The organism is Arthrobacter sp. SAFR-179, from assembly GCF_059414945.1.
On sequence record NZ_JBPFDM010000004.1, the window covers coordinates 113,016 to 138,875 of the forward strand.

At 60.1% G+C, this 25,860-nt stretch carries 33 protein-coding genes; 22 read left to right on the top strand and 11 right to left on the bottom strand.

The features are described 5' to 3' along the window. The first annotated feature begins 109 nt into the window (after window positions 1-109). Window positions 110-820, top strand: coding sequence for an HNH endonuclease family protein (locus tag ACR65K_RS09270; protein ID WP_440152390.1), 711 nt, complete (start codon window positions 110-112; stop codon window positions 818-820). A 99-nt stretch (window positions 821-919) separates the two neighbouring features. Next, entirely contained in the window at window positions 920-1,204 is a 285-nt protein-coding gene (locus ACR65K_RS09275; protein ID WP_440152391.1) for a hypothetical protein, read from the top strand. 47 nt (window positions 1,205-1,251) lie between these two features. On the opposite strand, the gene ACR65K_RS09280 is transcribed toward ACR65K_RS09275, so the two are convergent. Then, a complete protein-coding gene (locus ACR65K_RS09280; protein ID WP_440152393.1) occupies window positions 1,252-2,358 on the bottom strand; it encodes an alpha/beta hydrolase family protein in 1,107 nt (368 codons plus the stop codon). A 249-nt stretch (window positions 2,359-2,607) separates the two neighbouring features. Between ACR65K_RS09280 and ACR65K_RS09285 the strand changes: the two genes are divergently transcribed. The 3 genes from ACR65K_RS09285 to ACR65K_RS09295 are packed head-to-tail and all read left to right on the top strand — an operon-like array spanning window position 2,608 to window position 4,560. Next, window positions 2,608-3,096, top strand: a complete 489-nt coding sequence (locus ACR65K_RS09285) for a hypothetical protein (protein ID WP_440152394.1) — start codon at window positions 2,608-2,610, stop codon at window positions 3,094-3,096. Continuing rightward, the gene (locus ACR65K_RS09290) at window positions 3,093-4,130 is read left to right on the top strand and encodes a hypothetical protein (RefSeq protein ID WP_440152395.1); all 1,038 of its coding nucleotides are present in this window, start codon (window positions 3,093-3,095) and stop codon (window positions 4,128-4,130) included. The genes ACR65K_RS09285 and ACR65K_RS09290 overlap by 4 nt, the downstream gene beginning before the upstream one ends. Then, a complete protein-coding gene (locus ACR65K_RS09295; RefSeq protein ID WP_440152397.1) occupies window positions 4,120-4,560 on the top strand; it encodes a hypothetical protein in 441 nt (146 codons plus the stop codon). The genes ACR65K_RS09290 and ACR65K_RS09295 overlap by 11 nt, the downstream gene beginning before the upstream one ends. Window positions 4,561-4,601: 41 nt before the next feature. Here the strand turns inward: ACR65K_RS09295 and ACR65K_RS09300 are convergent, their stop codons facing one another. Then, a complete protein-coding gene (locus ACR65K_RS09300) occupies window positions 4,602-5,018 on the bottom strand; it encodes an ArsR/SmtB family transcription factor (RefSeq protein ID WP_440152398.1) in 417 nt (138 codons plus the stop codon). Between the two features lie 80 nt (window positions 5,019-5,098). On the opposite strand from ACR65K_RS09300, the gene ACR65K_RS09305 reads away from it, so the two are divergent. Further along, on the top strand, window positions 5,099-5,605 hold the full coding sequence (locus ACR65K_RS09305; RefSeq protein ID WP_440152399.1) for a hypothetical protein: 507 nt from the start codon (window positions 5,099-5,101) through the stop codon (window positions 5,603-5,605). Window positions 5,606-5,617: 12 nt separating this feature from the next. On the opposite strand, the gene ACR65K_RS09310 is transcribed toward ACR65K_RS09305, so the two are convergent. Then, window positions 5,618-5,947, bottom strand: coding sequence for an ArsR/SmtB family transcription factor (locus ACR65K_RS09310; protein ID WP_440152401.1), 330 nt, complete (start codon window positions 5,945-5,947; stop codon window positions 5,618-5,620). Window positions 5,948-6,131: 184 nt separating this feature from the next. Here ACR65K_RS09310 and ACR65K_RS09315 point away from each other — a divergent pair, with 184 nt between their 5' ends. The 6 genes from ACR65K_RS09315 to ACR65K_RS09340 all read left to right on the top strand — a co-directional run bounded on the left by ACR65K_RS09315 (window position 6,132) and on the right by ACR65K_RS09340 (window position 11,504). Then, on the top strand, window positions 6,132-7,031 hold the full coding sequence (locus tag ACR65K_RS09315) for an RNA polymerase sigma factor (RefSeq protein ID WP_440152402.1): 900 nt from the start codon (window positions 6,132-6,134) through the stop codon (window positions 7,029-7,031). Window positions 7,032-8,049: 1,018 nt separating this feature from the next. Further along, a complete protein-coding gene (locus tag ACR65K_RS09320; protein ID WP_440152404.1) occupies window positions 8,050-8,883 on the top strand; it encodes a C40 family peptidase in 834 nt (277 codons plus the stop codon). A gap of 206 nt (window positions 8,884-9,089) precedes the next feature. After that, on the top strand, window positions 9,090-9,341 hold the full coding sequence (locus ACR65K_RS09325) for a hypothetical protein (RefSeq protein ID WP_440152405.1): 252 nt from the start codon (window positions 9,090-9,092) through the stop codon (window positions 9,339-9,341). Window positions 9,342-9,662: 321 nt separating this feature from the next. Continuing rightward, a complete protein-coding gene (locus ACR65K_RS09330; RefSeq protein WP_440152406.1) occupies window positions 9,663-9,950 on the top strand; it encodes a helix-turn-helix domain-containing protein in 288 nt (95 codons plus the stop codon). A 319-nt stretch (window positions 9,951-10,269) separates the two neighbouring features. Continuing rightward, the gene (locus ACR65K_RS09335) at window positions 10,270-10,743 is read left to right on the top strand and encodes a hypothetical protein (RefSeq protein WP_440152408.1); all 474 of its coding nucleotides are present in this window, start codon (window positions 10,270-10,272) and stop codon (window positions 10,741-10,743) included. Beyond that, window positions 10,740-11,504: a hypothetical protein gene (locus ACR65K_RS09340; RefSeq protein ID WP_440152409.1), complete on the top strand. Its 765-nt coding sequence runs from the start codon at window positions 10,740-10,742 to the stop codon at window positions 11,502-11,504. Before ACR65K_RS09335 ends, ACR65K_RS09340 begins: the two co-directional genes overlap by 4 nt. 843 nt (window positions 11,505-12,347) lie before the next feature. On the opposite strand, the gene ACR65K_RS09345 is transcribed toward ACR65K_RS09340, so the two are convergent. The 4 genes from ACR65K_RS09345 to ACR65K_RS09360 form a co-directional block, all read right to left on the bottom strand. After that, window positions 12,348-12,665, bottom strand: a complete 318-nt coding sequence (locus tag ACR65K_RS09345) for a hypothetical protein (protein WP_440152410.1) — start codon at window positions 12,663-12,665, stop codon at window positions 12,348-12,350. Between the two features lie 169 nt (window positions 12,666-12,834). Beyond that, window positions 12,835-13,293 (bottom strand): hypothetical protein, encoded by a 459-nt coding sequence (locus ACR65K_RS09350; protein WP_440152411.1) that lies wholly within the window; start codon window positions 13,291-13,293, stop codon window positions 12,835-12,837. Between the two features lie 11 nt (window positions 13,294-13,304). Continuing rightward, window positions 13,305-13,568, bottom strand: coding sequence for a helix-turn-helix domain-containing protein (locus tag ACR65K_RS09355; protein ID WP_440152412.1), 264 nt, complete (start codon window positions 13,566-13,568; stop codon window positions 13,305-13,307). Further along, window positions 13,549-13,752 (bottom strand): hypothetical protein, encoded by a 204-nt coding sequence (locus ACR65K_RS09360; protein WP_440152413.1) that lies wholly within the window; start codon window positions 13,750-13,752, stop codon window positions 13,549-13,551. The genes ACR65K_RS09355 and ACR65K_RS09360 overlap by 20 nt, the downstream gene beginning before the upstream one ends. 111 nt (window positions 13,753-13,863) lie before the next feature. On the opposite strand from ACR65K_RS09360, the gene ACR65K_RS09365 reads away from it, so the two are divergent. Further along, window positions 13,864-14,082 carry a hypothetical protein gene (locus ACR65K_RS09365; RefSeq protein WP_440152414.1) on the top strand — a complete coding sequence of 73 codons (219 nt, stop codon included), beginning with the start codon at window positions 13,864-13,866 and terminating at the stop codon, window positions 14,080-14,082. 404 nt (window positions 14,083-14,486) lie between these two features. Here ACR65K_RS09365 and ACR65K_RS09370 read toward each other — a convergent pair whose 3' ends face one another. Next, the gene (locus ACR65K_RS09370) at window positions 14,487-14,987 is read right to left on the bottom strand and encodes a hypothetical protein (protein WP_440152415.1); all 501 of its coding nucleotides are present in this window, start codon (window positions 14,985-14,987) and stop codon (window positions 14,487-14,489) included. Window positions 14,988-15,637: 650 nt separating this feature from the next. On the opposite strand from ACR65K_RS09370, the gene ACR65K_RS09375 reads away from it, so the two are divergent. After that, window positions 15,638-16,360, top strand: a complete 723-nt coding sequence (locus ACR65K_RS09375) for a phage tail family protein (RefSeq protein WP_440152416.1) — start codon at window positions 15,638-15,640, stop codon at window positions 16,358-16,360. A 216-nt stretch (window positions 16,361-16,576) separates the two neighbouring features. On the opposite strand, the gene ACR65K_RS09380 is transcribed toward ACR65K_RS09375, so the two are convergent. Further along, entirely contained in the window at window positions 16,577-16,729 is a 153-nt protein-coding gene (locus tag ACR65K_RS09380; RefSeq protein WP_440152417.1) for a hypothetical protein, read from the bottom strand. Between the two features lie 2 nt (window positions 16,730-16,731). Continuing rightward, on the bottom strand, window positions 16,732-17,340 hold the full coding sequence (locus ACR65K_RS09385; protein WP_440152418.1) for a hypothetical protein: 609 nt from the start codon (window positions 17,338-17,340) through the stop codon (window positions 16,732-16,734). Between the two features lie 154 nt (window positions 17,341-17,494). On the opposite strand from ACR65K_RS09385, the gene ACR65K_RS09390 reads away from it, so the two are divergent. Next, window positions 17,495-17,635: a hypothetical protein gene (locus ACR65K_RS09390; protein ID WP_440152419.1), complete on the top strand. Its 141-nt coding sequence runs from the start codon at window positions 17,495-17,497 to the stop codon at window positions 17,633-17,635. Next, a complete protein-coding gene (locus ACR65K_RS09395; protein ID WP_440152627.1) occupies window positions 17,635-18,153 on the top strand; it encodes a helix-turn-helix domain-containing protein in 519 nt (172 codons plus the stop codon). The genes ACR65K_RS09390 and ACR65K_RS09395 overlap by 1 nt, the downstream gene beginning before the upstream one ends. A gap of 344 nt (window positions 18,154-18,497) precedes the next feature. Here the strand turns inward: ACR65K_RS09395 and ACR65K_RS09400 are convergent, their stop codons facing one another. Next, entirely contained in the window at window positions 18,498-18,674 is a 177-nt protein-coding gene (locus tag ACR65K_RS09400; protein WP_440152420.1) for a hypothetical protein, read from the bottom strand. Between the two features lie 280 nt (window positions 18,675-18,954). On the opposite strand from ACR65K_RS09400, the gene ACR65K_RS09405 reads away from it, so the two are divergent. The 6 genes from ACR65K_RS09405 (at window position 18,955) to ACR65K_RS09430 (ending at window position 25,854) form a co-directional block, all read left to right on the top strand. Then, window positions 18,955-19,242, top strand: coding sequence for a hypothetical protein (locus ACR65K_RS09405; protein WP_141181334.1), 288 nt, complete (start codon window positions 18,955-18,957; stop codon window positions 19,240-19,242). A gap of 3 nt (window positions 19,243-19,245) precedes the next feature. Then, window positions 19,246-20,607, top strand: a complete 1,362-nt coding sequence (locus ACR65K_RS09410; protein ID WP_440152421.1) for a type IV secretion system protein — start codon at window positions 19,246-19,248, stop codon at window positions 20,605-20,607. Continuing rightward, window positions 20,600-22,093, top strand: a complete 1,494-nt coding sequence (locus ACR65K_RS09415; protein ID WP_440152423.1) for an SCO6880 family protein — start codon at window positions 20,600-20,602, stop codon at window positions 22,091-22,093. Before ACR65K_RS09410 ends, ACR65K_RS09415 begins: the two co-directional genes overlap by 8 nt. Next, window positions 22,090-23,535 carry a putative type IV secretion/conjugal transfer ATPase gene (locus ACR65K_RS09420; RefSeq protein ID WP_440152424.1) on the top strand — a complete coding sequence of 482 codons (1,446 nt, stop codon included), beginning with the start codon at window positions 22,090-22,092 and terminating at the stop codon, window positions 23,533-23,535. The genes ACR65K_RS09415 and ACR65K_RS09420 overlap by 4 nt, the downstream gene beginning before the upstream one ends. A gap of 191 nt (window positions 23,536-23,726) precedes the next feature. Then, window positions 23,727-25,355 (top strand): type IV secretory system conjugative DNA transfer family protein, encoded by a 1,629-nt coding sequence (locus ACR65K_RS09425; protein ID WP_440152426.1) that lies wholly within the window; start codon window positions 23,727-23,729, stop codon window positions 25,353-25,355. Then, window positions 25,342-25,854 carry a hypothetical protein gene (locus tag ACR65K_RS09430; RefSeq protein WP_440152427.1) on the top strand — a complete coding sequence of 171 codons (513 nt, stop codon included), beginning with the start codon at window positions 25,342-25,344 and terminating at the stop codon, window positions 25,852-25,854. The genes ACR65K_RS09425 and ACR65K_RS09430 overlap by 14 nt, the downstream gene beginning before the upstream one ends. Window positions 25,855-25,860 lie beyond the last annotated feature (6 nt).

Consider the following 25,860-nt stretch of genomic DNA (forward strand, 5'->3'; position numbering starts at 1 on the left):
TTGACCGATTAGAGGACGCTTAGGCGAGTGAGGAGCACCACGCCACGGAATGCACGATCTAAGCGACTCTGAAAGCTAGCGTAGAGACTGCGCAGCACTGTGAAGGACCATGAAGCTCACTCGAATCGCCGACAGGACTTTTGTCGCAATAACTGCCCTGTTTCTGGCAGGTTCCCTCGCCGGTTGTGACGCTGCAGCCAGCGCTTTTGAAGCCGCGAAGCCTATTCCAAGCGTCCCGAGCGCGGGACGGGCCGTAGTTGACGCGGCCACCGCACTCGAGCAGCTGGACCGTATTCCAGTAAAGGGCAGGGCGCCGAAGACGGGCTATACCCGCGACGAATTTGGCCCGGCATGGGCGGACACGGACCACAACGGCTGCGACACCCGCAATGACGTCCTCGCACGCGATCTGACAGACGAAACTTTCAAACCGGGGACCAACAACTGCGTGGTCACTACCGGCACCCTTGCCGACAAGTACACCGGAACAACCATTGAATTCATCCGGGGCCAGGACACAAGCAACGCAGTCCAAATCGACCACATAGTCCCGCTCAGTGACGCCTGGCAGAAGGGCGCCCAGCAGCTCAGCGCGGAACAGCGCGAGGAACTGGCCAACGATCCGGTCAACCTCATGGCCGCCGACGGGCCCACCAACAGCGCCAAGGGCGACAAGGATGCGGCCACATGGCTGCCACCAAACAGGGCATTCCGTTGCGAGTACGTTACCCGTCAAACTGCCGTTAAAGACAAGTACAGTCTCTGGGTGACCCAGGCCGAACACGACGCAATCATTGGCATTTTGAAGGCCTGCGTTTAGGGCTGCTGATGGAACCCGCGGGACGACTGACACCTCGAGGGTGGAGACACACCTGCAGTGCTCCGGGAGCCTGTCCCTGCCCGGGAGGACCATGGAACTATGACAGCTCCAACGGTTGAGGCAGCCATCCATGAACTCATGGATCTCGCCTGGAATGTTGTATACGAACTGCTTGAGGAGCGGGGCCTGCTCGCTGACGGGTTGTTCGTCGAGGAGTACACCGGCATTCATTCCTGGCTGCAAGGTCTCACGCGATACACAGTCGTCCACTCAAGCCAGGTCGCGGTCCTGTTCGTCGAAACCCGTCCCGTGGATGCCATTGCCTTCCACCACGAATTGCTTGGTGCCGACGACCCGGCCAGCTACTTCACGTTGCCTGATTAGCGGGCCCCACCTTGCAGGGCCATAGGTTGAAGGCTTTGGAGATCAAACTAGGATTGCGCAGCCAGCCACGCCTCGACTGAGTCTTCCCAGAGCCGCCGGTCGGCATTCCATTCCTGGGTGTGCCTGCCAGCCGGAAATGGCACCAGATGCACTTGGTCGGAAAATGTCGCTGCATAGGCTGCGCTGATGCTGATCGGGGTGCTGCTGTCCGCCTCGCTGTGCAGGATGAGAACCGGCACATGGGGCCTGGCTTGGGTTAAGTCCAGCGGGCGGAGGTCGAGAGGCTGCCCGGTTCCCGCGACCCTGTGCAGGGGACTGCGGAGGACCCACAGTGCCACATCGGCTAGAAAGGCCGGCAGCCGGGCTGCGGCGGTATTGAAGGCAAGAGTTCGGCGCCAGGACAGGACGGGAGCCGTCAGGACAAGGCCGGAGACTAGGCGGCGGTGGTGCGATGAGTGCGTTGCTGCGAGAGCCATGGCGGCGCCCATGGACCAGCCTGACAGGATGATGGAGGTCGCGCCGTTGGCCGCGGCGTAGTCCAGTGCTGCCTCCACGTCGTCCATTTCCGTGTGGCCGAGATGATGCTTGCCATCGGGTGTTGCGGGGGCGTCGCCGTCCCCGCGGTAGGAGATCAGCAGTTGGGTAAAGCCGAGTCTGTCGAACAGTGGGGTTGTTCTGACCCCGGTGGCCCGTCGGCCGCCCAGGCCGTGGATATGGATGACCCATCGGCCGCTGTCGCGTCCCCGTATCAGCCAGGCAGGAGCAGGGCCGGGCAGGATGACGTCGTCGGCTATCAGTCCGATGGCGTCCGGTGACGGGTATGCGTATCCGGACCAGTAGCCGGTGGTGCCGGGCTCAAGGCTGCCAGTGTAAACCTGCTCGACGATACGGATAACGGTCCCGGCGGAGGGGTCGTGGGCGAGGATGGTACCTATTCGCGCATGCCCGGCGCGATTACCCCAATACAGGCTGAACACGCCTGGTGTCAGCGTGTCCGGATCGGCTTTAAGGGTGACCGTGCCTTCGCCGGTGCCCAGGATCTGGACCCGCTCGGGGCGTTCTCCAGAGGGGGTGGTCAGGGTGCGTGCGATGCGTACTGAGATTATGGCCACTGATACCAGGGCCACGGCACCTGACAGCAGCGCGGTTCTCACACCGGTACTCTAGCGCCTCGGCACTTCGGTTGCTCCTCGGCGTCGGTGACGAGGGACTCGATCCAGCCGCTGCTGGTCTTCATGAGGGATGGTCGCAGGCCAGTATTCGAGAGCTGGCTGCTGGATCTCCACGACGCAGCGGTGCACTCTGGACATGTCCAGAGCAGAAGCGTTCAATTGACGTGAGGCGCTCGGAGCGCCTCGGTGGTTCAACAGCCACCCTTGCTGTCCGCTGCAAAAGGGGGCGGTATGGACCAGCAAACAACAATTGGACCGGGACCAGAACAGGTGGCGGCGGAAGCCTTTCAAGCTCTGCGGCTCCCGACACATCTGACGTTGGACGGGCTTATTGCAATCGTGGCGGCTCGGCGGCGCCGCCGCATCGAGGTCGAGGCCACGAACATCCTCAACGGGACGTCGGTATGCGGTCTGTGGCTGTCGACCGAGTCGCGGGAAATCATCCTGCACGCGATATCCGACTCACTCATACACAGGCAGCAGTTCATTCTTCATGAGCTTGGGCATATGATCCTGCGTCACGATGAATTGGGCCTTTCGTCGCAATACGCGGGTAGCCTGTTCCCAAATCTTGACGGCGAGATGGTGTCCCGAGCCCTGGCACGCAGCAGCTTCGTGGACGATATGGAGGCCGCCGCCGAAACACTCGCAGATCTCCTCGCTGCAGCGATCCGGGACAGCGCCCTGGAACCGAAATCATTTGAGCAGGTTTTCGGATGATCCAGGTAATCGCGGCTGCTGTCATCTGGGGCCTCGTTCTGTGCATTTTGCCGGGTGTGCGCAGCAGGAAGGATCACACCATTCTTATCGCAGCGGTGGCGATTGCTACAGCACTGTCCCTGAACGTTGACCCGATATACCTCGCGGGCGATGCGCTGCTCGGCGGCCGCAATCTTCTGGATCTCTGCGCGAATGTCCTGATGGTTGTAGGTATCTACTCTCTTTCCCAGGCGATACTCCGGGCCGCCGAGTTTAACGATGCATCGGTTCGCCGGGATGGTCTTGGCCTGACAATCCTGATCTGCGTAGTAGTGGGACTGGCTGCTGCTTTCTTCAGTATTGAAGCGCCTGTATCGTCGACCCGGTTCATGCTTGACTATGGAAGCCAGCCCGCGGCTGCCTTGTATTCGTCAATCCAGTTCGCCTACATCGGTATCGTGATGGGCTTGACGGGCTACGTCTGCTTTAGATTTCGACGGCGGATGGCCACCATTCGTTTCCGGCTCGCGTTCACCCTCATCGGCATTGGCTGCACTCTGGCTCTTATAGTCGTGTTCGCAGTTCTGGGGATGGATATTGCACACGTACTTGGAGACTTGGGCATTATGTTGAGGCTGACAGTCGCCTACGACGTGAGCTTCGTCGGGGCGATGCTGTTTCTGTGTGCCGGCTTGGCCTTACCCCCGGTCGCCCGCCGAATTTCTCGACGCATTGACGTGAGGACTCGCGAGGGCTTGCTGAAGAGTCTTACTGGGATTTGGGAAAAGGCGACGGCCAACCGCAAAGACATCCGTCTGGTCATGGCGGCCCGAGGCATCGAACGCGGAGACGCTTCCACGCGCAAACTCCATAGGATGCTCGTTGAGATTCAAGACGCACTATTGATGGACCCATCCGCTGCTGAGTTGCTGGATGAGGCTGATAGGCAAACAGTTAGCAGGACAGAAGTTTTCCTCGCATCGCACCACAGCGCCTTGGGAAGCCGAATCAGCCCGGCAATGTGGGGGAGGACGCGCGGCATAGATGACAGATAACGCAGCGCACCTTCCTGAGTCTCCCCAGAGCAGACTCGCCAGAAAACTTAAGCTCCTGCTCGACCTGCACGAATCCCAAGGGAGAGGCGCGCTCTCGTTTCGGGAAATTAGTGACAGCATGAGCGAACGAGGAACGCCGCTCTCACGTTCACGGTGGGCCTACATGCGGAGTGGTGATAGCTCTCTGGCTACGGACCAGAAGCTGCTGCAGAACCTCGCTGAGTTTTTCGGCGTCGATCGCAGGTATCTTCTTGATGACTCGGCAGAGGTGCCGGAGCTCGTGGAGGCGCAGCTCGATCTTTTAAAATCGATGCGCGAAGCGCGAGTCAAGAACTTTGCTGCCAGGCAACTGCAGGAACTGTCGCCCGAGACCTTGGCCAAGCTGAGTGAAGTAATCGACAAGCACGCCAGGGGAGATGAGAACTCCTAAGCTGCTGGGCGTGCTTGCTCGGGACGTTTCTACTTTCCGGGTCACTCGTTGGAGCGGAACGGCGACGGCGAGAAGTGGGATGCTTCCGTTAGATGGTCCTTGAAGTCGCTGTCCTCGGACTGAAACAGAGCTGCAAGCTCCGATAACTGCCTCTCGATCTCGTCTCGTCGAGCCCTGTAGCGGCCCGATTCAAACGTTAGGAAGCCGGCTTCGTATAGGAGGCTCAGCTGCCCTTGGAGGGAGGGCGCTGACCGGCTGAAAGCGGCAGCTACGTCTTCGCAGGTTGCCGGACCATGGGCCATCAGGAAGCGGATGATCTTGCTTCGCGTCCTATGCATCAAGATGTTTGGCATGGAGACCACAACCAGTGAGAAGAGTTTTGTGCCCGCTGTAGACGGGTCTACAGCAAAAACGATACGCCTTAGGGCGAGCTGAGGGAAGCGAGCGCCGGCACTCATTGCGTGATTGGGGAACCCCCGGAATACTGAGCATCACCACGAGTCTGACAGGTGTATTTGCAACGTTCGGGAGGTGAGTCGTGGCCAGCAACGATAAGCACACGGGGACCACGGGTTTGTCTCCTCAAGCTGAGCTGGCCCGCCGCCTGAACCTATTGCTCGACGTCGTGATGGCGGAGCGGGGGCAACCGATCACGTTCCGTGAGGTTCAGGAGAAGCTGGCGGACAAAGGGATCAAGCTGTCCAGGGCCCGTTGGTTTTACATGAAAGACGGTACGGGAAGACTAGTAAGCGACCCTGCCTTGCTGGGTGCTTTATGCGAAATCTTCAATGTGGATCCCGCTTATCTGCTGGATGCTGATTCGACCGACCTGCCCCAGCGCATCGACTCGCAGCTTGAGTTTGTGAAGTCATTGCGCGCTGCCAGGGTGAAGACTTTCGCTGCCCGCACTCTCGGGGACGTGTCGCCGGAAACACTTCGAGCAATTACGGAATACCTGAACAAAGACATCAGCAGGCGCCCAGAAGGAGAGCGGGCGGCGAATGCACAAACGGAGCCCCCGGAGTCGCCGGAGCAGGAGGGATAGGTCGCTGCTGGACTACTCTTGTTCTTCCAGCAGGTATTTCAGGTGGGCGTCGAGCAGCTCCTTGATCCGGACGGGGTTCGCGGAATACCTGGGCGACCGTCCGTGCCTGCGGCCGGGCTCGACGTCGACCATCACCACGCCAGCTTCCTCTAGCGCGGCGAGGTGCTTGGCTACGCTGGGATCGCCGGCACTGACCGCGGCGACGATGTCGCCCCGGGTTGCCGGCCCGCTCGCGGTAAGGAACCGGAGAATCTCATTGCGCGACCTGTTACCGAACGTCGCGACTGCGGCCTCGACGTCGGCCGACCAGGCCTCGTCATGCGGCTGCGTAATTCTCGGCATAGCGCCATTCTTCCCGAAGATCCCGGAAAAAGTAAGAACAGCACTCTTGACGATACTTTAAGTATCTTCGACAATAATTGGTGTAGCTTCTGCTGATCGTTGTGGGCCTCCAAATCCACACACCGGGGCCGCACTCGCGCGGCCCTGCGAAGTACTGATCTGTACAGTCAAAGCCGGTGAAGCCATGGAAATTGAATCTAAGGCGTTGCAAACGAAGAACCCGTCAACGGCTTCTGTCGCGGTGGATATCTCGCTGCGCAGTACACCCCCGCCGGGCGAAACCCTCATCGCTATCGACCGGCTGCTGGTTGCGGTGGATGGCGTTCACCCTTACGTGAACTCTCGCCTGAGACGGATAGGACGGTCCTGCGACGTGGAGGATGTCCTGCAGGAGATCCGAGTCGCTGTCTGGGACGGGGTTGCGAAGGGCCGCTACCGGGAACTGCCGGGGATCCCTTTCGAAGCTTGGGTGCAGGGAGTCTGCAACAAGATCTGTGCCGCCCATATTCGACGCGAGCTCGCTCATCAAACGCTGCCTTTGCTCGTGGACTTCACGGCGGCGGAAGGGTCCCCGGAGGTTCTTGCGGTCATCGGTTTCTCAGCCCTTTCGGGCAGTGCGGAAGGCTGCATCGATCAGGCATGGGCACATTCCATGTTGGATCTGGTTCACCGAAGCGTTACTGAGGAAACCTGGAAGCTCGCCATATCCAGCCTTGTCAGCCCGCGGCATTACGGCCCGCCGTCTCCCCAGGACCGCCGCCGCTGGCATGCGGTCACTGTCGTACGGCAGACCGCCAAGACACTCAATGCGGCGCTGAACTGCCACCCAGAGGCAGGGGTAGGGCTGGACGGCCTGTGCCGATTGGCTGCCAACTGCCTTCCCTCCAAGGTGCTTCGGCGAGTTGCCATGTCGATAGTCCGCCCGGGCTTACGTGGACCGGAGAGATCCGCGCAGATGGCTGCCTTGGCGAGTGAGCTAGGCGTTTCGGAAAGGTACATTGCCGTGAACATTGGCTTCGCCCGGCAGCTGTACCGGGCGGCCTGGCGCGTAATCCAGCATGAAGCACATGTGCCGGCTGTCTAGAGCATGGTTTTCAGAATCCCGGGGGAGCGATGAGTTTAATTCGGAGGTTTGGCCGCCAACGCTTATTGGCCGCAGCACTCGTTGCCTTGTTGATGGTCAGCGCAGTCTTCCTGCTTTGGCCCGCCGATTCTGGCGGGGATGCCGCGCCTCGGCCTTCTGCGACGGCGCCGGACGCTGCACCCAAGCCATCGGATACTTCGTCAGGTCAGAACCGCCCCTCAGCTGCCTCTACTGAAGTCAAGGTACCGGTTCAGCCTACTAATGGCTCACTGCCTCACACTCAGGATTACAGGGCGCTTGCTCTGGCGGCAGCCCAGGGCATTTATACATGGGACAGCCGTTCTTCTTCGTACTCCGACATTTATGCTCGTGTGCGGTCCTGGTGGGAGCTTCTTCCAGATGGGTCAAACCCTTTGTCAGCGCTGGTTCGGGAGTTTGAAGCTACTGGGGTGACAGCTGGCAGCTTCACCGTGCTTGCTGAGCAGTCTGCAAGGCGAAGCGGCACTGCTCAAACACTGCGCTGCGACCTTGCGCTGGCAAAAGTGCAGGAGTATCCAGCGCCTTGGGATGGCCTCCACGTTTGCACTGTGACAGTTCAGGTCGTGGACGAGTCGAGCAAGAGTTACAGCGCCTACGCGGCACCAGTCACTGTCATGGTCAATTGTCCGCCAGCGGCCACTGCTCCGGCTGGACGCTGCGCAGTGGTCGGTTTCTATGCGACTTCAGAGCGGATTGTTTACTGATGGCAGCCCTAGCAGCCGTCGGTCTTCTCGCGCGACGGCGGGCGTTGTTGAAGGGTGTTTCCGCGGCAGGGGTGGCCGTCCTGCTTGTCGGGGGGATGGCTTTTTTGGGAGGGCTGGCCGTACTGACGGGCATTGACGGTCAGCGCACTGTTGCCTGTGCGCCATCTGGCCTTGACACAGAGGTCAATGGCGCTGGCCTGGAGATCCGCGCTGCCGGTCAGTTACTTTACGTTCTAACGCCTCGGCAAGAGAGCGTCGCAAGGACGTACATCGCTGTGGGCAAGCAGCTTGCCTTACCCCGTTCTGGGTACATCATCGCGATCATGATGGCGCTGCAGGAGTCGAGCCTCCGCGTGCTTGCCAATCCAGTCGTGCCGGACTCCCTGAATTACCCGAATGACGGCCTCGGGCGGGACCACGACTCTGTTGGCTCAGCTCAACAGCGCCCGACGGCAGGCTGGGGCACAGTTGCCGAGTTGATGGATCCCTCGTACAACGCGCGGGCGTTCTACGGTGGGCCGACTGGACCAAACCGAGGAAGTCCACGTGGGCTGCTTGATATACGTGGCTGGGAGGCGATGGACAAGGGAATGGCCGCCCAGGCGGTCCAGGTCTCTGCCTTTCCCGAGCTCTATGCGCGCTGGGAGTTGGCGGCTACAGCGATCGTCAATGCCCTGGAGGCTGACACTGTTCCTACTCCTTGTGACAGCCGGCAGCCAGCGAGCCAACTGGTCGGATCAACGCGCAACCTGAGCCAACTGCGTCAGGACATTTTGCGATTCACTCAGGAGGGCCTCGGCGGACGATATGTGTGGGGCGGCAGCTCTTTCAAGGCATGGGACTGCTCCGGGTTCGTACAGTGGATCTATAGACAGGTCGGAATCCAGCTGCCGCGGGTGGAGCAGTGGCGCGTGGGGTTGCGGACAGATAACCCGCAGCCGGGGGATTTAGTCGTTCAGAATCCGCAAGGACCAGACAACTGGGGCCACGTTGGGATCTATGCCGGTAACGGGATGATGTGGAGTGCCCTGAACCCTAGCGTTGGGACATTGTTGCATCCAATCAGCTGGAATCAGGGCACAGCCTATTTCAGCCTATTGCCGGGCTAGACAGGCTACCGGGAGCCACCACGTTCAATCCGCATTTTGAATGCAGAGGCCGTAGCGCCACTTGACGAGGCCGGCACGAACGAAATCCTCTGTCAGGTCACAGTCGAACTCCTGAAGCACCTTCATAAGGATGACTGGCTGGCTTCTATCCGGCTGCAACTGCTCCATCTGGACATCGACCCCGACCACTACGCGAAAGCAAACACATGACCCTCGAAGTAAGGACACGCAGCTTCCGGGCGAGCCGACAGCACCACACGAAGAACCTTGCAGCATCGACGGCCACACGGGTTATCCCGGCACAACTCATGCGCCCGGACGATGACGGCCACGACAACGGATTAGCGATCATCCAGGGCACCCGTTTTGTAGGTGTTCTTACCGAGGAAGATGCCCGCAGGGTGGCGGACGGCATTCACGACATACTGGACATTTTCGAAAGGGAGGCTGCGGCATGACGCAGAAGCATGGCACCGGCTGGAAGAAACGCAAGAGCCGCCCAGCACCGGCTGGAAGAAACGCAAGAGCCGCCCAGCACCAAGCGGCAAGATCATCGGTTCCGCTCTCGCGCGGGACCTGGTCAACCGTGGCCTAGCTGACTCGATAATCCTCGGAGACATTACTCCCTACCGGAAGCGGAGGCAGGCTTGACGGCTGAACGCCCACCGTCCGCCTACGTTCACGGAGTTGCGGCGCCAGTTGTGATTGTGCCGGCGCGTATCGCTACATGGTTGGAGTGTCACGCAAACCTTAATAGCGTCCGTATCGGCTCTCGCGGCATGGATCCGGAAGCCGACAACGTATTGGTGGCCCTACGTCTCGCAGCCCTGCCATGGCGGGAAACCGCGACAGGAAGCCCACAGGCCGCGGAGCCGGAAGTCACGGGATCCTCTAGGCAGTGGAAGACCACCACCCAGGCCGGCATAAGACTTGGGATCACGGGCAGGGCTGTGCGCCTCGCGATCAAGGAAGGCCGACTACCCGCCACGAACGTGGACGGGCGCTGGCGTATCACTAACGAGGACATCGCCCACTTCAGCGCCGCCAAAGCGGCCCAAGCAGCATAAGGACATCACATGGCATACCTCACCGGATCCGAAACCCCACACGCCATCAAAGCCACGCCATGAGCTACTCCATCCAGACACCAGCCGAAATTTCCCGGTAGCGAAGGCATGCTCGAACAGATCGCAAGCGCACCCTAACGGTAGCGGTGCGATCTACTAACGGTTCCTGCGACTGGTCAACTCCGGAGTCCTGTATTCTGTGGAAGCTGCGTTATACGGGTGGGGATGCAGCTTCTCACGGATTGGGGGCCGTCATCAGCGCTGTTTCGCGAGACCTCATACCTGTTCTGGTTGGTTTGCGTGTTGAGGTTCACACGGTATGACGTATTCGTACAAAGAGTTCCTCATGCTTCGAGACGGCGGACTAATTACGGCTTCTGGCTCGATGACTTGGGCGAAGGCTGGGGCCTCGTACGCGACTCGCATACCGGCGACGCATCCATCTCTAGCGCAGGGTGAGATCGAACTGCGGATGAAGATCAACCCGAAACGCCCCTATTCGCCACACGTTCTGCTTATCACGCGGGACGTGTGCATGCTGCGCTTGGACGTAAACGGGAAACACCGGGAAGGGCCTGAATTCTACGACTGCACCCATATTCAGGAGACGCCGTATCCTGAGGCTAGATCAACGTTCGACGGCGATCCGCGCCCGCCACTGAACTTCCCGCGGGAAGGAATAGTGGCTCCAGCTAGTTATAGATCAGTGTTCCAATACTTCGTTCAGCACTACAGAATAGAAGCCAGCAACGTCGTATGGAACGACCCGTGGAAGGAGGGTAAGAGAACATGAGCATCGCATCTAGCTTCGTCGATGAACTGGTCTCCGAATACCGCCGTCAGATCCACGTCGAGCCTAACGGCAGCGGCTTCCTCTTCACGTTGCCTCAGACGCTCCATGACGGTACACCTGTGCAACTCCAGGTGGAGTTCGAGGGAACGACTGCGCAGATTAACGACCAGGGCCTGTTGTCTGATCACTTAGACATGGCCGGGGTCGATCTTGGGCGCAAGCAGATTGCTGCGGCTTGGCAGCAAATTCGCAACTCTATTGGTTTCGGCCCCGCCTTATCGGCTGAGGACTGGGAACTGAGCGCGTTTGCTGACAGGGAATCCCTCAGTACGGCACTGAGCGCCGTTGCTGACTCAGCTATCCGCGCGGACGGACTCCGGGTAATGGCATCGCAATATAGGCCCAAGACCTTCTCGGAGCGTGTCGTGAGCACACTTGGCAGCAGACTTACCGTCGTACCAAGGGCGATCATGCCAGGCAAGTACGGGGCAAACCGAATGGTTACTTGTTCCGTAGGTATTAAGAACGTGAACTACATCCAAGCGGTGGGTGCCTCCGACCGTATGGCTAGCTTTGATCACACGATATCTCTTTTCGCGAGTTCTACTATCCCAGCCGAACACAGGATTGCGTTACTTCAAGGACCTGTAAAGAAGTGGGAAAACTGGCAGATTCAAGCATTGGAAGACGTCAGTTCCACACGCTTTGAAGATGGCCTGGCAGCCATGGTCGATGAGTTCGCTCAAGCTGAGGCTGCCTAGTACGTCCACGAAACACGCTGAAAGGCCCCAAGAAGTTCAAGACTTGGGGCCTTTTTCCTGCCCAGAAAAACTCACTACAAGTAACTTCAAGCCCGCCACGGAGCGGGCTTTTTTATACCCAACAACAGGAGAATCCATTTTGGTTGATTACACCTATTCCAGAGTCGCCGCTCTGAACTTCACCACCACGCCCACTACCGTCGCAAAGTCCGCCACGGGCAGCGTCTGCCTACGGCGGCACATGGACGCAGGCAGCCAACGGCGCCGATTCCAACCCAACGACCCTTGCCGCCAGCCTCGCTGGCATCCCCACCAAGTTTTGGTAGGCCTTCAGCGACACCCCAGTGCCGCAGGCAACCGTGACAGGACTTGCCTCTACCATCGGCTCATCGGCCAGTACCAAACACGCTGGCGGCTATGGCCACAGCTTGGACGTGGCGAAGGTCAGCCTTGCCGAATACGTGGCATTCCTTCAGGCCAACGGCAGTTAAGGACCTGGGAAAAGTTCCTAGGCGATAGAAGGAAGGCCCCGCAGCAATGTGACTAGCGCGGGGCCTTCTGTCCTCTTCACTCAACTGATGAGTACGTGTGAAGCCGACCGACGAGCCGTCGGCGGCCAGATACGAATCTGCATGAACGCAGGTCGCAGATGCATTAACGCAAGTTGCTGGGGGTGCTCAGCAGTAACCTTTTCGAAGCGACTACCGCAACCTTCCCCCGGGTAAAGGTAGGAGCCAGAAGACCCCGAGCAACCCCCAAGGCCTCGGGGTCTTCGCCTGTCCTCAGGGATTAGTCAACCATTAGCATGAGGGCAGGCGTTCTCTTGGGGGGACTCCTGACGCTTCAGTCTGCCGGCTCTAAATCAGAGTCGCCGTGGGCCGCGTCATGCTTGGCTGTCACCTGCTCGCCGTGGTCGCTTGCCCAAGTAACGTTTTGGCCAAAAGCATCCAGTTGGCTCCTAACGTCGAAGCCAAAAGAGATAATGCCCCAAATGTTGTAGGGGCCGATTAGATCACCATCGAACTCACCTCCGGGTCCCAGGATTTTCTGTAGTTCGGAAGTGATCTCCAAAGAGGAACTTTTATGTGATATTCGCTCTTCTACCTTATTGGCCAAGTCAACCAAATAAGGATTCTGACCAGGCTCCTCGAAGAGGGTCATGAGGCTCGTCAAGATAAGACTTTGGGCAGTCCTTCTGGTGTAGGGCGGAATAAAGGAAATCCATTCTCTTCTGACAGTCCAATAACCGTGCTTCTTGGATTCGTAAGGCTGCGGTTGCCCTGCGACTTTGACGGACACCCATATGTTGATCTGACGGAGCCTTGGTTCCTCAGCGAACACGTGATTGGCTACGGCCCAGAAATCGAGCAGGTAAACCACTTGATCGTACGGCTCGAGCCGGCGCGGCAATTTCGTTCTCAGACGATGTTCCACCTAGCGTGCGGCTTAGATTCTTGATGGCGATCGGCTTTACACCCATGGCGAAGTCTGCATCCGCGGATCCCTCCACCCTGAAGTCCAACTTTGCGATGGTCGCCGCGGTTCTGCCGGGATTCTCTATGACAACTTTCACCAGTTCAACGCCGGTTGATGCGTAATTCAGCAGTCTTAAGCCCCATGTGCCTTTGTCATTTGCAACAAGGGAGCGTGCAGGGTTGAGGAGCGCAGCATTCATCTCAACCACCACTCGCCCGGCGGACTTATTAAAGTTCACCACGGTCACGGTGATGTTCACGACGGTGAGCACCAGGGCTATCAGGGCCATGACAAATGACAGGGTCGGATCCACGTTTGAACTGCCTAATCTTCAGAGCTAACTTCGTCAGCCACATCACCGATGGCTATGCGCTCAGCAGTTTCGCGATAGGATTTCTCGATGTAGTCCTCAAGGTCCTGGACCCCGATTCGCCAGATCCCACGGCCACCAATCTGCAACGCCCGCAACTCACCAGTGCTAATCAACTGCCGGATTGTCGGAACACCAACCGCTAGTTCCTCCGCGGCCTGGCTAACAGTCAAGAACCTTGGACGCTTGGCAAGTTCCTCAGTCATCAGCGTGCTCACGTTCCGAGGCTGCCGCCTGCTCCAGCCGCTTCAAGTTCTCAAACGCTTTCACACGCGCAAACCAGGCAGCATCCAGATCCGCCCTGCTCGCCTCGTTCCGCTTATAAGCCGAGTTCACCCGGTCATAAGCACGCAGAGTTTCGGCGTAGTACTCAGCAGCTTCTATCGACTCATCAGTAGGCACTTCGTCATGATGCCACACCGCTCCCTACCGTCACCGGAAGCACCCTCGCGCACACGCCGGAAGCCGCGGGATGATCAACATATAGACCTTCCCCAACAAAGGAGAAACACCATGGCGAAGTACTCATCCGCAGAAACCCCGCAGGGCCAGAAAGCCGCGCAGCTAAAGGAAGATCTGCGCTACCAGCTCGACAACATCCGCAAAAATTCCCGCCTCACCCCAGCAGGGAAACGCGCCCACATCGCCACTACATACCTCGCTACCAGAAGCACGTCGAACAGCTCCAGGCCGAAGAAGAAGCCAACCGGACTCGCACGATCAACCAGCTAAGCCGCGACCTGTTCGGCCACGCCGGCACCGCCTACCCCAACACCGCCATCAGCATCCGGGACGCTCAGGAACGAGTCGCAGCGATCGATGCACGCGATGATCAGAAAGCCCTCGAACTCCTGAACCGTGCAACACTGAGTGGTGACGACGTACTCGTAAAAGCCCTCGTCACACGCGCCGTCGAATCGCAGTGGGCCAACGTCGCAAACACCTACATCGAAGCCCACCCCTACTACGAGGCCAAGTTCGAACAGCTCTGGGACATCGAACGGCCCAACCCCAACTCGAGCCACGGAATAGGCGACCTGATCTTCGAAGCAGCCACATTCCACATGTTCACCCCTGACGAAATCCGCAACGCCGGCCCTGACTCAGCACTCGAACAACTCGCAGCCAGCGCCTGATTAGTTCTGAGTAGCAGCCTGGTTTTGCCCTAGATCCTCGAACAGTGCGGGCAGCAGGTTGTTCACCTGACGGGAAACAAGCCGGTTTGCCGAGTCACCAAGCGGGAGATTGAACGTTGCTTCTCCATAGGTAAGTCGAACGCGGGGGTTTGGGATTGCATCCATTTGCCAAGTGTCGATGGCAGTACCTGGCTCGATGATCTCCAAGGCTTTCAAGGAGTGGCGCGGGTAAACCGCAATGACAGGGAAGCTTCCGTCAACTCTGCCCCTGGCGCGTATGACGCGGTCCTCGCTGATGGCAACAGCCTCCGCTTGCGTCGTATCCACCAGCAGTCCATCGAAGGCCAACAGTGGGCTACCTCCTAGGGAGTAGACCAGGGCATTGAGCCACCGCGCTGTGTTTTCCCCGTTAGCAGTCTTGGTTAGCGCCTCCCAGCCCGGCACTTGCATCAATGAGTTCGACACGAAGCGTGCAACATTCTCGTTTGCTTCATCTGACATAGCAGGTTCCCCCAAATCAAGACGTAGATAAGCAAAACCATACCGGCCCCAGTCAATGGGGGTGGGGAGTACACCCTCCCCACCCCTCACTGTCGCACCTCCGGCATAGCGATGAATATCCCCCCGCGCGGTCCCATTTCCACATCTAGAACCCTTTAGAGGGGCTTCCAGTGCCCGCTGAAGGGCCCGCGGGAAGGGGGGCCTCACCTACTCATAACTGAATAACAAGAACCATGAACCCGCCATTGTGCGGGCCTTTTTGTGCCCAAAAACAGGAAGAAGGAACTCGAATTGTCGATTAAATTAGGCGCGGCCCGGATCAGTGTGGGCCTTGATACGAGCAAGGTAGCCGGCGAGATTCGCAAAGCTTAGCGGTGTAGGTGCTGAGGGTAGCAACACCGGTAAGGCTGCTGGCGGTGGCTTTGCGTCCGGGTTCAAGGGCTTAGCAGGGCCAGCGATTGTTGCTATCGGGGCTATCGGTTTCGGGAGCCTGATAGCTGAGGCCTCTAGGGCAAGTGATGCCACGGACAAGTTCAAGGCCACCATGAATTTCGCTGGCCTGGATACCAGTGCGATTGGTCAGGCTACGAAGTCCGGTGAGGAGTTCGCTAGACCAGACGGTTTATGACCTGCCTACCATCCAGAACACGATGGCGCAGCTCGCCTCCAATGGGATTAAGGACTACACCGGCTTAACCAAAGCAGCAGGCAACCTCAACGCCGTAGCAGGCGGCAACGCCTACACCTTTAAGAGTGTCGCCATGGTCATGACCCAGACCATTGTTGGCGGGGTTCTTGAGAACATCGGGAACTTCTTTATCAGTGCCTTCAACCAGGCAGGGGCCAACACGGCTGCGTTCATTGGGACACTGGTGGGTTTTTTCGCCAGCCTGCCGGGGAAGATCATGGGCGCACTATGGGGCGCTGGTTCCTGGCTGGTGGATGTGGGCCGGACCATCGTGCAGGGCCGCCTTGTTAACGGTGTCTCGGGCATGATCAGTAGCGCTGTGAAGGCTGTCACTGATGTTGGCGGGGCGATGCTTGACGGAGTCAAGGGTTTCCTTGGAATCTATTCGCCATCAAGGGTGTTCCGTGACCAGGTTGGTTTGATGATCGGTGCCGGCGTTGTGCAGAGTATCGACGCTTCACGGTCTGGTGTGCAGTCCAGCGTGAACGGGCTTGTATCGGTTCCTACCGTTTCGGGCTTTGGTTCCCCTGCATTTACCCCCGCAACATCTGGTTCCACGGGGGCTGGCGGAAACATCTACGTGCAGAACGCATTCACGGGCGAGTACCTGCTGGCCCAGGTTGATGGGCGCGTGAATCCCGGTATGAACCAAGCTGCCACCGTAGCTAACGGGCGCACCTGTTAGAACAAGGGATCCCCCGCCAGCTTTACCAACTGGCGGGGGATTCTGTGTCTGTGTCCTATGAATCGCGATGATGGGTTCGGGCCAGTTCGGCAACAGCCTTGGCTAGGTGTTCGACGGACTCAGCCAGCTTCGCTACCCCAGGATCTTCAGCTCGCCCAAACGCTTCGCGGGCTGCCTTCGCGGCTTTATCGGCGTCACTTGCTGAACTAATGAAGCTCACTTTGTCCCCTTACTCCCGGCGCAGGTCTGTTCATGGCGCCGTTGCATGTCTTCGATGAGGCTCTTGTCGTTTTCATTTGCGATCAGGCCGTGAATAGTGCAGCGAAGCGCCCACCCGGTGTTCCCAATCTTGTCGATCTTTGTGCTCATGGCTAGAACTTGTATTCCCAGCCGTTGGTGGAAGATCCTGGAGCCTTAAGCACGAGAATTCCACTGGGTGCGGGAACGTCGATAACGATCTTTCCGGCGGCCTTTTCTCCCGGCCCCAGTCCAGCAGACGGGAACAGTTCTGGATCGGGAAGGCAGCTAAAGGTTGCTGCTGTGCCGAGGTTTCCGTTGTAAGTGGTTCCGTTGTCTGCAACGAATTTGAAGGAGCTGGGGCTCAGGTGATAGCTGGTCATCACCGCTTCTGCGAGTTCAGGCTTTGTTTCAGCGGCTATGTCCACGGCAATGAGATGGCCGTTCTCCGCGGGCTGCGCGTACTGTCCGGTGCAGGTGGCGGGGGCGATGGAGTTGACCGTGAAGTTCACGATCTCCTTATTGTCATGCTGTGTGTCGGTGATGTTTGCACCCTGGCCGAATTGCTTGACGATGTTTCCCCTTGCCGACTTGGACGAGGTCGGTGCCGGCGTGCTTGCTGCGGATGCAGAGCTGCTACCAATCGGCTCGACTGTTGGTGCCGTTGGTGAACTCTGCGGCGTACCGCTACACCCTGCTAGAAGCAGCGCCGCGACAGGCAGGGTGAGTAGTGCTTTCTTCAACTGTTGCCCCCAAGAGGTGAGATTTGTGCGAGTTCGATTAGCGTAAATGAAGGTGCCGACATTCGATGAGCGGGACCTCCAGTCAATTAGTAACAATGGTGGATTTCGCCGTAACGTCGGCCCAGTGTCAGGGCCCCGCTTTACGGTTCACGGCATGGTGAAGTTTGACCCGGATGGGTTCGCGGCGATGATGGCCCGTATAGAAGCAGAAGAACGCGAGAAGGAACGGCAACAGTACAAGCTGCGCTCACCGTACGAGGACGTTGAACCCGACTACGAGTACATGCCCGGTTAATATGTGTCGGTGGAACCGAAGAAGCTCAGGTCCCAAGCGACCGGCTATACACCGTTGATGACCTGTCGAAACTGCTCCAGATCAGTACTAGCAGCATCCGGACGCTCATGGTGAAGGAGCGGTGGCCACACTCCAAGTACGGGACCAGGATCCGCTTCCAACAGTCAGACGTTGAGGCCATACGGGCGATGCACAGAGCAGACGTGTCTCTAAAGGCAAGACCACGAACATTGGGACCAAGCCATCCCGTCGCCGGTCCGAAAACTTCAACAGAAGGCATGGTTTGGTGGAGCCGGGCTTTAGGGACCCTAGTTAACCCAACGGACCTGCTCGTGCCAATCGTCAACGGAAGGTGGGGGATTGGTGTTGAACCTAGCTGCCATGACCGGGCAGAGTTGGCAGTCAGCGCAAGCTGCTGCTTTGACCTCGGCGTCGTTCATCATTGCGGTGCGGTCCATAAGCACGCGCTTAGTGACCGTCATAGCTTTAGCGGCCTTTTCCAAACGTGGGCTCATTAGCGCATTGCCCGGTCACAACAGGCAGGAGTCGGCGGGCAGCTTCAAACCTGACGCCCCTCTCCACCGATTCCTTCTGCCTAGTGGTGTGCCCCAGCTCAACGTGGATGCGTTCGTGGACGATGGCGCACTTCCTCTGAATCGGATTTAGTCGGTCATCCTAGAAAATTTCGTAACCGTTTGTTGCTGCTGCGTATCCCAGCTCGTCAGGTATTCGAGTGCAGATTGCATTGGGCAGCCCAGCGCCGCCGTTGTTAATCCCCAACAGATCCCCCAGTTATTCGTATGTGAATGCAGGCCCGCTGAGACCAATCAATGCGGGTTTGCTAGGGATTGTGGCAGGGCTTTTAGTTGATTACGCGTAGGCCCTCGGGGTGGAGTTGCTGACGGGATCCGTCATCGAAGGTGACCCACACGCCGTACCGGGTTACCCGCCACACTTTCCCCACAGGCCGATCCGTCGTGCCGTTCATGCCGGCGTATTGCACCCGCTTGCCCGCAAAGGCTGCTTTGAGCTGATCCATCGTCATTTCCTGCCTAACCGTTGTGCCCTGCCCTTCTCCTCATGAGGAAAGTAACAACAACGATGACAATGATGGTGCCTCTTGTCTTCGTGGTTCTCCACCTGACCTTTGTTTCGCCGCTTCCTGGAGATTCGGTGCGGGCCAAGGAATCCTTGCGTTGTTACTGCATGAGTTGCAGCCCGGCCAGTATTTACGAGCGATCATGTCGCTGTGCTTCTCAAGCTCCATGAATCCGTGAGCTCTTCTGCTCACCCCATGAAACCAGACGGACGGAACACTCATGTACTTTGCAGCGGTTGACCCGGGGATCACCCCTAACGCGAGCTTTCCTTTCCTGGAATCGCTCAAACAGATTGGCGGCGGCATCCTCGTCGGCGCCTTCATCATCATCGCCATCGTGGCCATCATCGGGGCGGCCTTGCTGCTGGCCGGCAAACTGAGCCAATCCTCCCGTCTTGCCTCCAGCGGGGGAGTTATCCTCCTTTGGACGGGGCCGGTGGCTGCCATCCTCGGCGGCATCAACGGCTACATCCTATGGTCGCAGACGGCGTTCCCTCTCGGGTTCTGACCCATGCCTGTCGAGTGCGACCTCAACGGATGGTGGCCGCCCGGCTGCGGACTGGTTTCACAGGCGAACGACAACGCCCTCGGCGCCGTCACGTCACTCTTCGCGAACATCCTCCAAAACATGGCGTCATGGTTATGGGCCTTCATTACCGGCGCTTTCACTATCTCGCACGTGGACGACTCACAGTGGCTCTCCATTGAAGGGCTGACGAACTGGTGGTCGATTGTCATGATGACGCCTCTTGTTGTTGTGATGATCCTGCAAGTCCTGTCGGGGCTGATGAGTCAGCAACCGAGACGCATCGGCCGGGCGATGCTCGGGGGAGCGGCCGCAATTCCCTTAGTCGGTGCGGCCGTCTACCTAGTCCGGCAACTGACGCGCGCCAGTGATCAAGCTTCCGCGGCACTGCTCGAATCGATAGGTTCTGACCCCTACCTGGTGTTCATGAGGCTCTTCGGATTTGAGCGGGCGCCCGAAGGAGCAGGACGGGAATGGAACTTGGTTTCTTTGGCGCCTGGGACAAGCGGTGGTCCCGTAGGCGCAGTCGTGGTGACTTTGATGGCCGTTGTTGTCGTTTGGATTCTGGCCTTCATCCTGATGTGCTCGATGATCTTTCGCTCCTTCGCGCTCGTTGTCTTGGCCGCAGTCGCTCCAGTCGCCCTCATGTTGTTGCCTTGGGACAAGACCAAGTCCTGGGCGCGACGTTGGTGTGAAGTGGTCACTGCATTGGTGATCGCCAAACCCTTGGCCGGAACCGTGTTGGCCGTCGCCGTAAAGCTTTTCGCGGAATCCAAATCATTTGCAGGGCTGGCGGCGGGAACTGTGGGCATGGTTCTTGCCTGTGGCGCGCCTCTGATGGCCATGCGCCTGGTGAGCTTTGCCGGTGGGGAACTCGCCGCAGCGGCACAGACTGCCGGAGGAGGTCATATCCTGTCCCGCAGCAGCAGCGTTGCAGCGCGGCAGATCAGCAGGCAGGTCGGCGGAAGGCTCACACTCGCGAGCATGGTGAGTCGCTCGGCCATGACCCGGCCGATCAGTTCCAGCCGCAACGTTATACCGACGCAAGTGATAGCGCCCACCAATTCCCGACCAGGCAGAGGCGCCGGCGAAGGTCCGCTGGCCCTAAACCCGGGAACCTCTACGACGGACCACGCGCTGCACGAACCGGAGCCGCCTGGCTTCGTACCCCCGGCCCCGCAGAGACACACGGGCGCAGCCCCAGCACCTACTCGGCAGTCGCCATCAGGAGAAGCCGAACCGCAAGCGCCGCAGAACGTTAGCCCGCCAGGCGCATCACGGGTCCGGCCACCGAAACCGCATCCAACAAACATCGACCCTCGGAACGGAGGTAATCCGCGTGTCTGAAGACGCTCGCGCCCTCGAACCCGTCAAGTTTCCCAGGTACGAACGCCGGGGATTCTTCCTCGGTCTCAAGTGGTACCAGCTGCTGATCGTGGCCGGGGGAGGCGCAGTCGCCATCGTTGCATCTGCGACTAGCGGCCCAGCTGGCCTGTTCACCTCCGGCCCTATATGGCTTGGGCTCATGCTGCTCGGGCTCCTCCAGTACTCCCGCATCCCATATCCAGTCTGGGCAAAACAGATCGCCCTTTACTTCTACCGCGCAGCGGCCGGACAGACGCGTTTCCTAGTTAGGCCGGCAGCGCCCCAACTGGCCGGACGGCTCGCCCTCCCCGGCGGCCTCGGCAACCTGGAAATCCGGACGACGGCCAGAGGCGAATGCTTTATCGTTGACCGGCAGGGGAGGGAAGCGGTCGCCGTCCTGCGTTGCAGTACCCGGTCCTTTGCCCTCCTCGACTCAGACGACAAGGCGTGGTCTGTCCAAGCATGGTCGCGTGTGCAGGCCGGTATGGCACAACGGCCCGGAGTGGCCAGGGTCGCCGTTCAGGATTACACCGTGCCGTACCCGTCGTCCGCGCTATGGGACTTCTACCGCAACAACGCGCAACAGTCTCAAAGCACGCAGCCGACTTGGGGACAACGCGCCTATGAGGACTTGCTGGGCGCGGCCGGGTCGACCATGAGCCATGAACTTCTGGTCGCGATTGTCTTGGACACGAGCAAGTCTCGACGCCGGATCAAGGAGTCGGGCGGTGGGTTGACCGGCCTGGAGCGCGTCCTCCGCCTGGAAGTTGAGGCGATGAAGACGTCCCTTGGCACTCACAACGTGAACGTGGAGGAGTGGGTCGGCGAAACAGGATTTCTTGGCGTCATTCGTGGTGCCTTCGACCCCGCTGCTGTGCCCTCAGCCAAAACCGCGCTGGCGGCAGCACCGCTGTCGGACTCTCCAGCACGTACGGAGAAAGACCAAGTCCACTGCCACGGCCCCATGGCCGTCGAAGAACACTGGACCTATCTGCGCACCGACAGCGGGTTCCACCAGACCTTCTGGGTCGCCGAATGGCCACGGCAGAAAGTATTCCCCGGCTTCCTGCATCCCGTGATCTACGTCGGCGAGTTCCGCCACACCTTCACCGAAGTCATCCGGGCGGTGCCCACAGCCGAGGCGCTGCGCGATATCCGATCGGCGCAGGAAGCCCATGAGACCCGCCGCCGCATCAACGCCCGCTTCGACAGGCCACTCACCCGGGAGCAAAAGGCCGAGGAGGAAGAAGTGATCCAGCGGGAGGAAGAGATCGTCGCCGGCCACGGTGACGTACGCCCGGCCGCCTACATCACCGTCACCGCGACCTCGATGGAGGACCTCGCCCGGCACCGCCAGGAACTCGAATCCGCTGCCGCGGGGGCCTTCGTCGAGCTGCGCCTTCTCTACGGTCAACAATGGGCCGCGTTCGTCGCCGGCGGACTGCCGTTCGGAAGAGGCCTGCGGTGAAACGGGCTACGACGAGCTTCGAGTACCTTCCGTCCGGGAAGAAGCGGAGGGAAGAGAAAGCACGACGGCGGACCTCGCCATCCGCGGCCACTGGGACCAACGCGGCTCTCGCCGACAAACGCCTCGATCTCGGCGACCTGCACGTCGGCGGCGACTGGGGCAGCAAGGAGCCGAACTCCCTGCGCGGCCCACACCGGCTGCGTCCTGCACCACACCGCGCCTCCACCATGACCTTCGCCGCCGCCTATCCCTTCCTCACCGAGTCCGGCCTTGGCCACGAAGGAACCTACATCGGCACCGACGTCTTCGGATCCGGCGCTTTCTCCTACGATCCCTGGATCCTCTACGACAAGGGCATAATTAGCGGGCCGTCTATTGTTGTGATCGGAACTGTGGGCACCGGCAAATCAATGTGCGGTAAGTCGTTGGTGACACGGTCGATCACCCTGGGGCGAAAGGCAGCCGTCGCGTCCGACCCGAAGGGTGAATGGGTCGCCGTCGCCAAGGCAGTGGGTGGCAAGGTCATTTCAGTCGGGCCCGGCCGTCCGGCACGCGTCAATCCGCTCGACGCGGGTCCCCGCCCCAGCGCTCTCACCGAGGCGCAGTGGCAAGCAGTCGTGAGGCAACGCCGTCGGTATCTCCTTGTAGCGCTGGTCTCCCTCATGCGGCAGGGCACGCCGCTGAGACCGGTGGAGCACACGGCTTTGGACATTGCCCTGATGGAGACCATGTCGGAAAACTCGAACCCCACCTTGCCCATGGTGCTGGACCATCTCCTGAAGCCATCAAAGGAGATGATCGCCTTAGTAGGCGCGGAGGGCGGGACCGCAGTCAGCCACTCGCTCCGGCGCACAGTGTCCGGCGATCTTGAAGGGATGTTCGATGCGCCGTCCACGGTGGCCTTCGACGCTGACGCGCCCATCATGGTGATGGACACGTCCGCTCTGATCGGCGCCTCGGAACAGGCGCTTTCGCTGGCAGCCGCCTGCGGGGCCACTTGGTTGGAAGCGGCAATTACAAATCCCGACGGCGGGAAACGGCTTGTCGTGTACGACGAGGGGTGGCGGATGCTCGCCGATCCATACATGTTGGCGAAGATGAGCGAGCAGTGGCGGCTCGCCCGAACGTACGGGATTGCGAACCTGTTGATCATGCACAAGGTCGCAGACTTGAACGAGATCGGCGACAGCACCAGCGGGCACCGGCAGAAGGCATTGGGTTTGCTGACGGAGGCTGACACTCGCATCATCTACCGCCAGAAACACGACGCGATGCGCCTGACCAAAGAAGCGCTCGGCCTGACGGAAGCGGAGTGCGAGCACGTCGAGAACCTTCCGAAGGGCGTAGGACTCTGGAAAGTGGGGAACCGCTCCTTCATCGTTGCCAACCGCGTGACCACTGATGAGCTGGCCGTATTCGGCACTGACGACAGGATGCTGTGAGACGGCCGGGCAGTTCCCGGGCTGCAAGCGACAACCCGCTGGTGACCGCAGGCCTTATTGGGGGGGCGGCCTATGTCTGCCTTTGCGCTGTGGTTCAAGCTGCCGGGCATCTGGCGGCGTCGTGGCGGTGTGGCACGATGGCGCCGTCGCCCTTCAACCTAGGTGCCGCCGTCGGACTTCTGGCTAACCGCATGGAGTGGATAATCTCGCCGCGATCCGGCTGTGTGATCGGCACAGACGCCGTTTGGTGGATGCTCGCTCCGGTGCTCCTTCTGGTGGGTGTGATCGCCATTGGCGCCGCTGTTACCTGGCGGCGCTGGAAGCAATCAGGAGGGTGGCTGCGCCAGGACATCCTGAACCGCGAGGGGGTTGCCCGCCGGGCAGAAATCCTCCACGACTTCGGGGCGAGGGCCGTGCGGAAGCGGGGAAAGTTCACCCGGCCGGGAGTTGTGAACCCCTCTGTGCAGGACGTGTCTTGGACGCTGGGCCGATCGCGCGGCGTCACCGTCCATGTCTCAACAGAGGAGTCGATGGTGATTCAGGGTGCGCCACGGTCCGGCAAGGGCTTGTACGTGGTCATCAACGCCATCCTTGATGCGCCGGGGGCCGTCGTAACGACGTCGACGAGGGCGGACAACCTGGTGGTGACCATGAAGGCGCGGGCCTCTGGTGGGAGGCCCGTGACGGTCTTCGACCCGCAAGGTATGTCGGGGATCCCGACGTCGCTTCGCTGGTCGCCGGTGCGCGGATGCGAAGACCCGGACATCGCGACCCGGCGGGCGTTAGTCATTACGGCGGACACCGAGATGAAGGGCGAGAACGCGGCCTGGCAGAAGCGTTCGTTGATCGTGCTGCAATGCCTTCTTCACGCTGCGGCGCTGTGCGGCGAAGGAGTTGCGGCATTCCGGCGCTGGTCCTCCAGCCCGGTACTGGCACGGGAAGCGCTCGAGGTACTGGGCGCGCCCGCAGCTGCACTCGGGTGGCAGGCCGACCTGATGGGCATCCTGGAGGACGACCCGCGGAATACGTCGAACTCCTGGATTGGTGTTTCGGCGGCGGTGGCACCCCTGTCATCGCCCAAGGTACTGGCCGCGCTGAATCCGCAGGACGCCTCGGAGGAGTTTGACCCGAAAGCCTTCATCCGGGAGCGGGGGACTCTGTATCTAATCGGCACCCGAGCCGGGGCCGCTGCTGCCGGGCCGTACCTGTCGGCGCTGATCGACGACATCGACAACGCAGCCCGGGAGATGGCGTTCGTGTCTCCGGGCGGCCGGCTGGAGCCGCCGCTCTCGCTGATCCTGGACGAGATCGCCAATCTCGCCCCGTGGCCCGGGCTGCCCGTGGCGTTGTCCGACGGCGGCGGCATCGGAATCTCGACGCTCGTCGTCTTGCAGTCGTTGTCGCAGGCCCGTTCGGGCTGGTCCATCGAAGAGGCGTCGACCATCTGGGATTCGGCGATCATCAAGGTCATCTTTGGCGGCGGCTCCGACGAACGCGATCTGCGCTCGCTGGCCGGGTTGCTGGGGGAGCGGAGCCTCACCCTCACCACGCGCTCGTGGTCTTCTGCTGGAAGGCAGGACGGCGAACAGATCCGCGACAGCCCTGTGATCGCCCTCGACGAGATCCGGCGCCTGCCTGCTGGCACGGCGCTCATGCTGGGCCGGCGCAGCCGCCCTATCCTTCTGGACCTGCTTGAGTGGCACAAGCGCAAGGATGCAGGGGAGCTGCGCCGGCTGAAGGCGGAAATGGAGCGCATCCTGGCTGACGGGCACAGGGAGCGCCAGCAGAAGGCGGAAGGGACGCCCGATGCACAGCCATGACGGGACCGATGAGTTCGACATCCCGTCGGCAGGCTCCTTCGGGGACGACGAGATCACCGCGCAGCTCTTTCGGTCTGCCTTTGGTGGAGCTGCCGCCCCCAAGAGCGTGACACGCCGATGGCGGGAGATGACTCCCGAACAGTCACAGGAAGTCTGGGGTGCCCTCTTCCCCTGGGTGCGATGGCTGGTGGCCACTTACCAATTGACGACGTCGGTCGTCCCGGACTGCTGGTGGCGTCACCCCGAGATTGTGGCCGAGTTGTACGCGCTCCAGCGCGCGGAGCTCGCCTCCTATACGCAGGACGACCCGGGCTTTGGCCCGCTGGCCTTTCACGAAAGGCTCCCTCACGCCGTCGAACGTTTGAGGACACATGCCAGGACCGCCGGGTGCGTTGGACTGCAGGCGCACAAGGAGCCGTCACCTCGCATCCTGGCGAATGACGATCCTGCCTTCGTTGAATGGCGCAAGGCAACCCATCAACTGGTCGCCGACTTCTAAGTCATG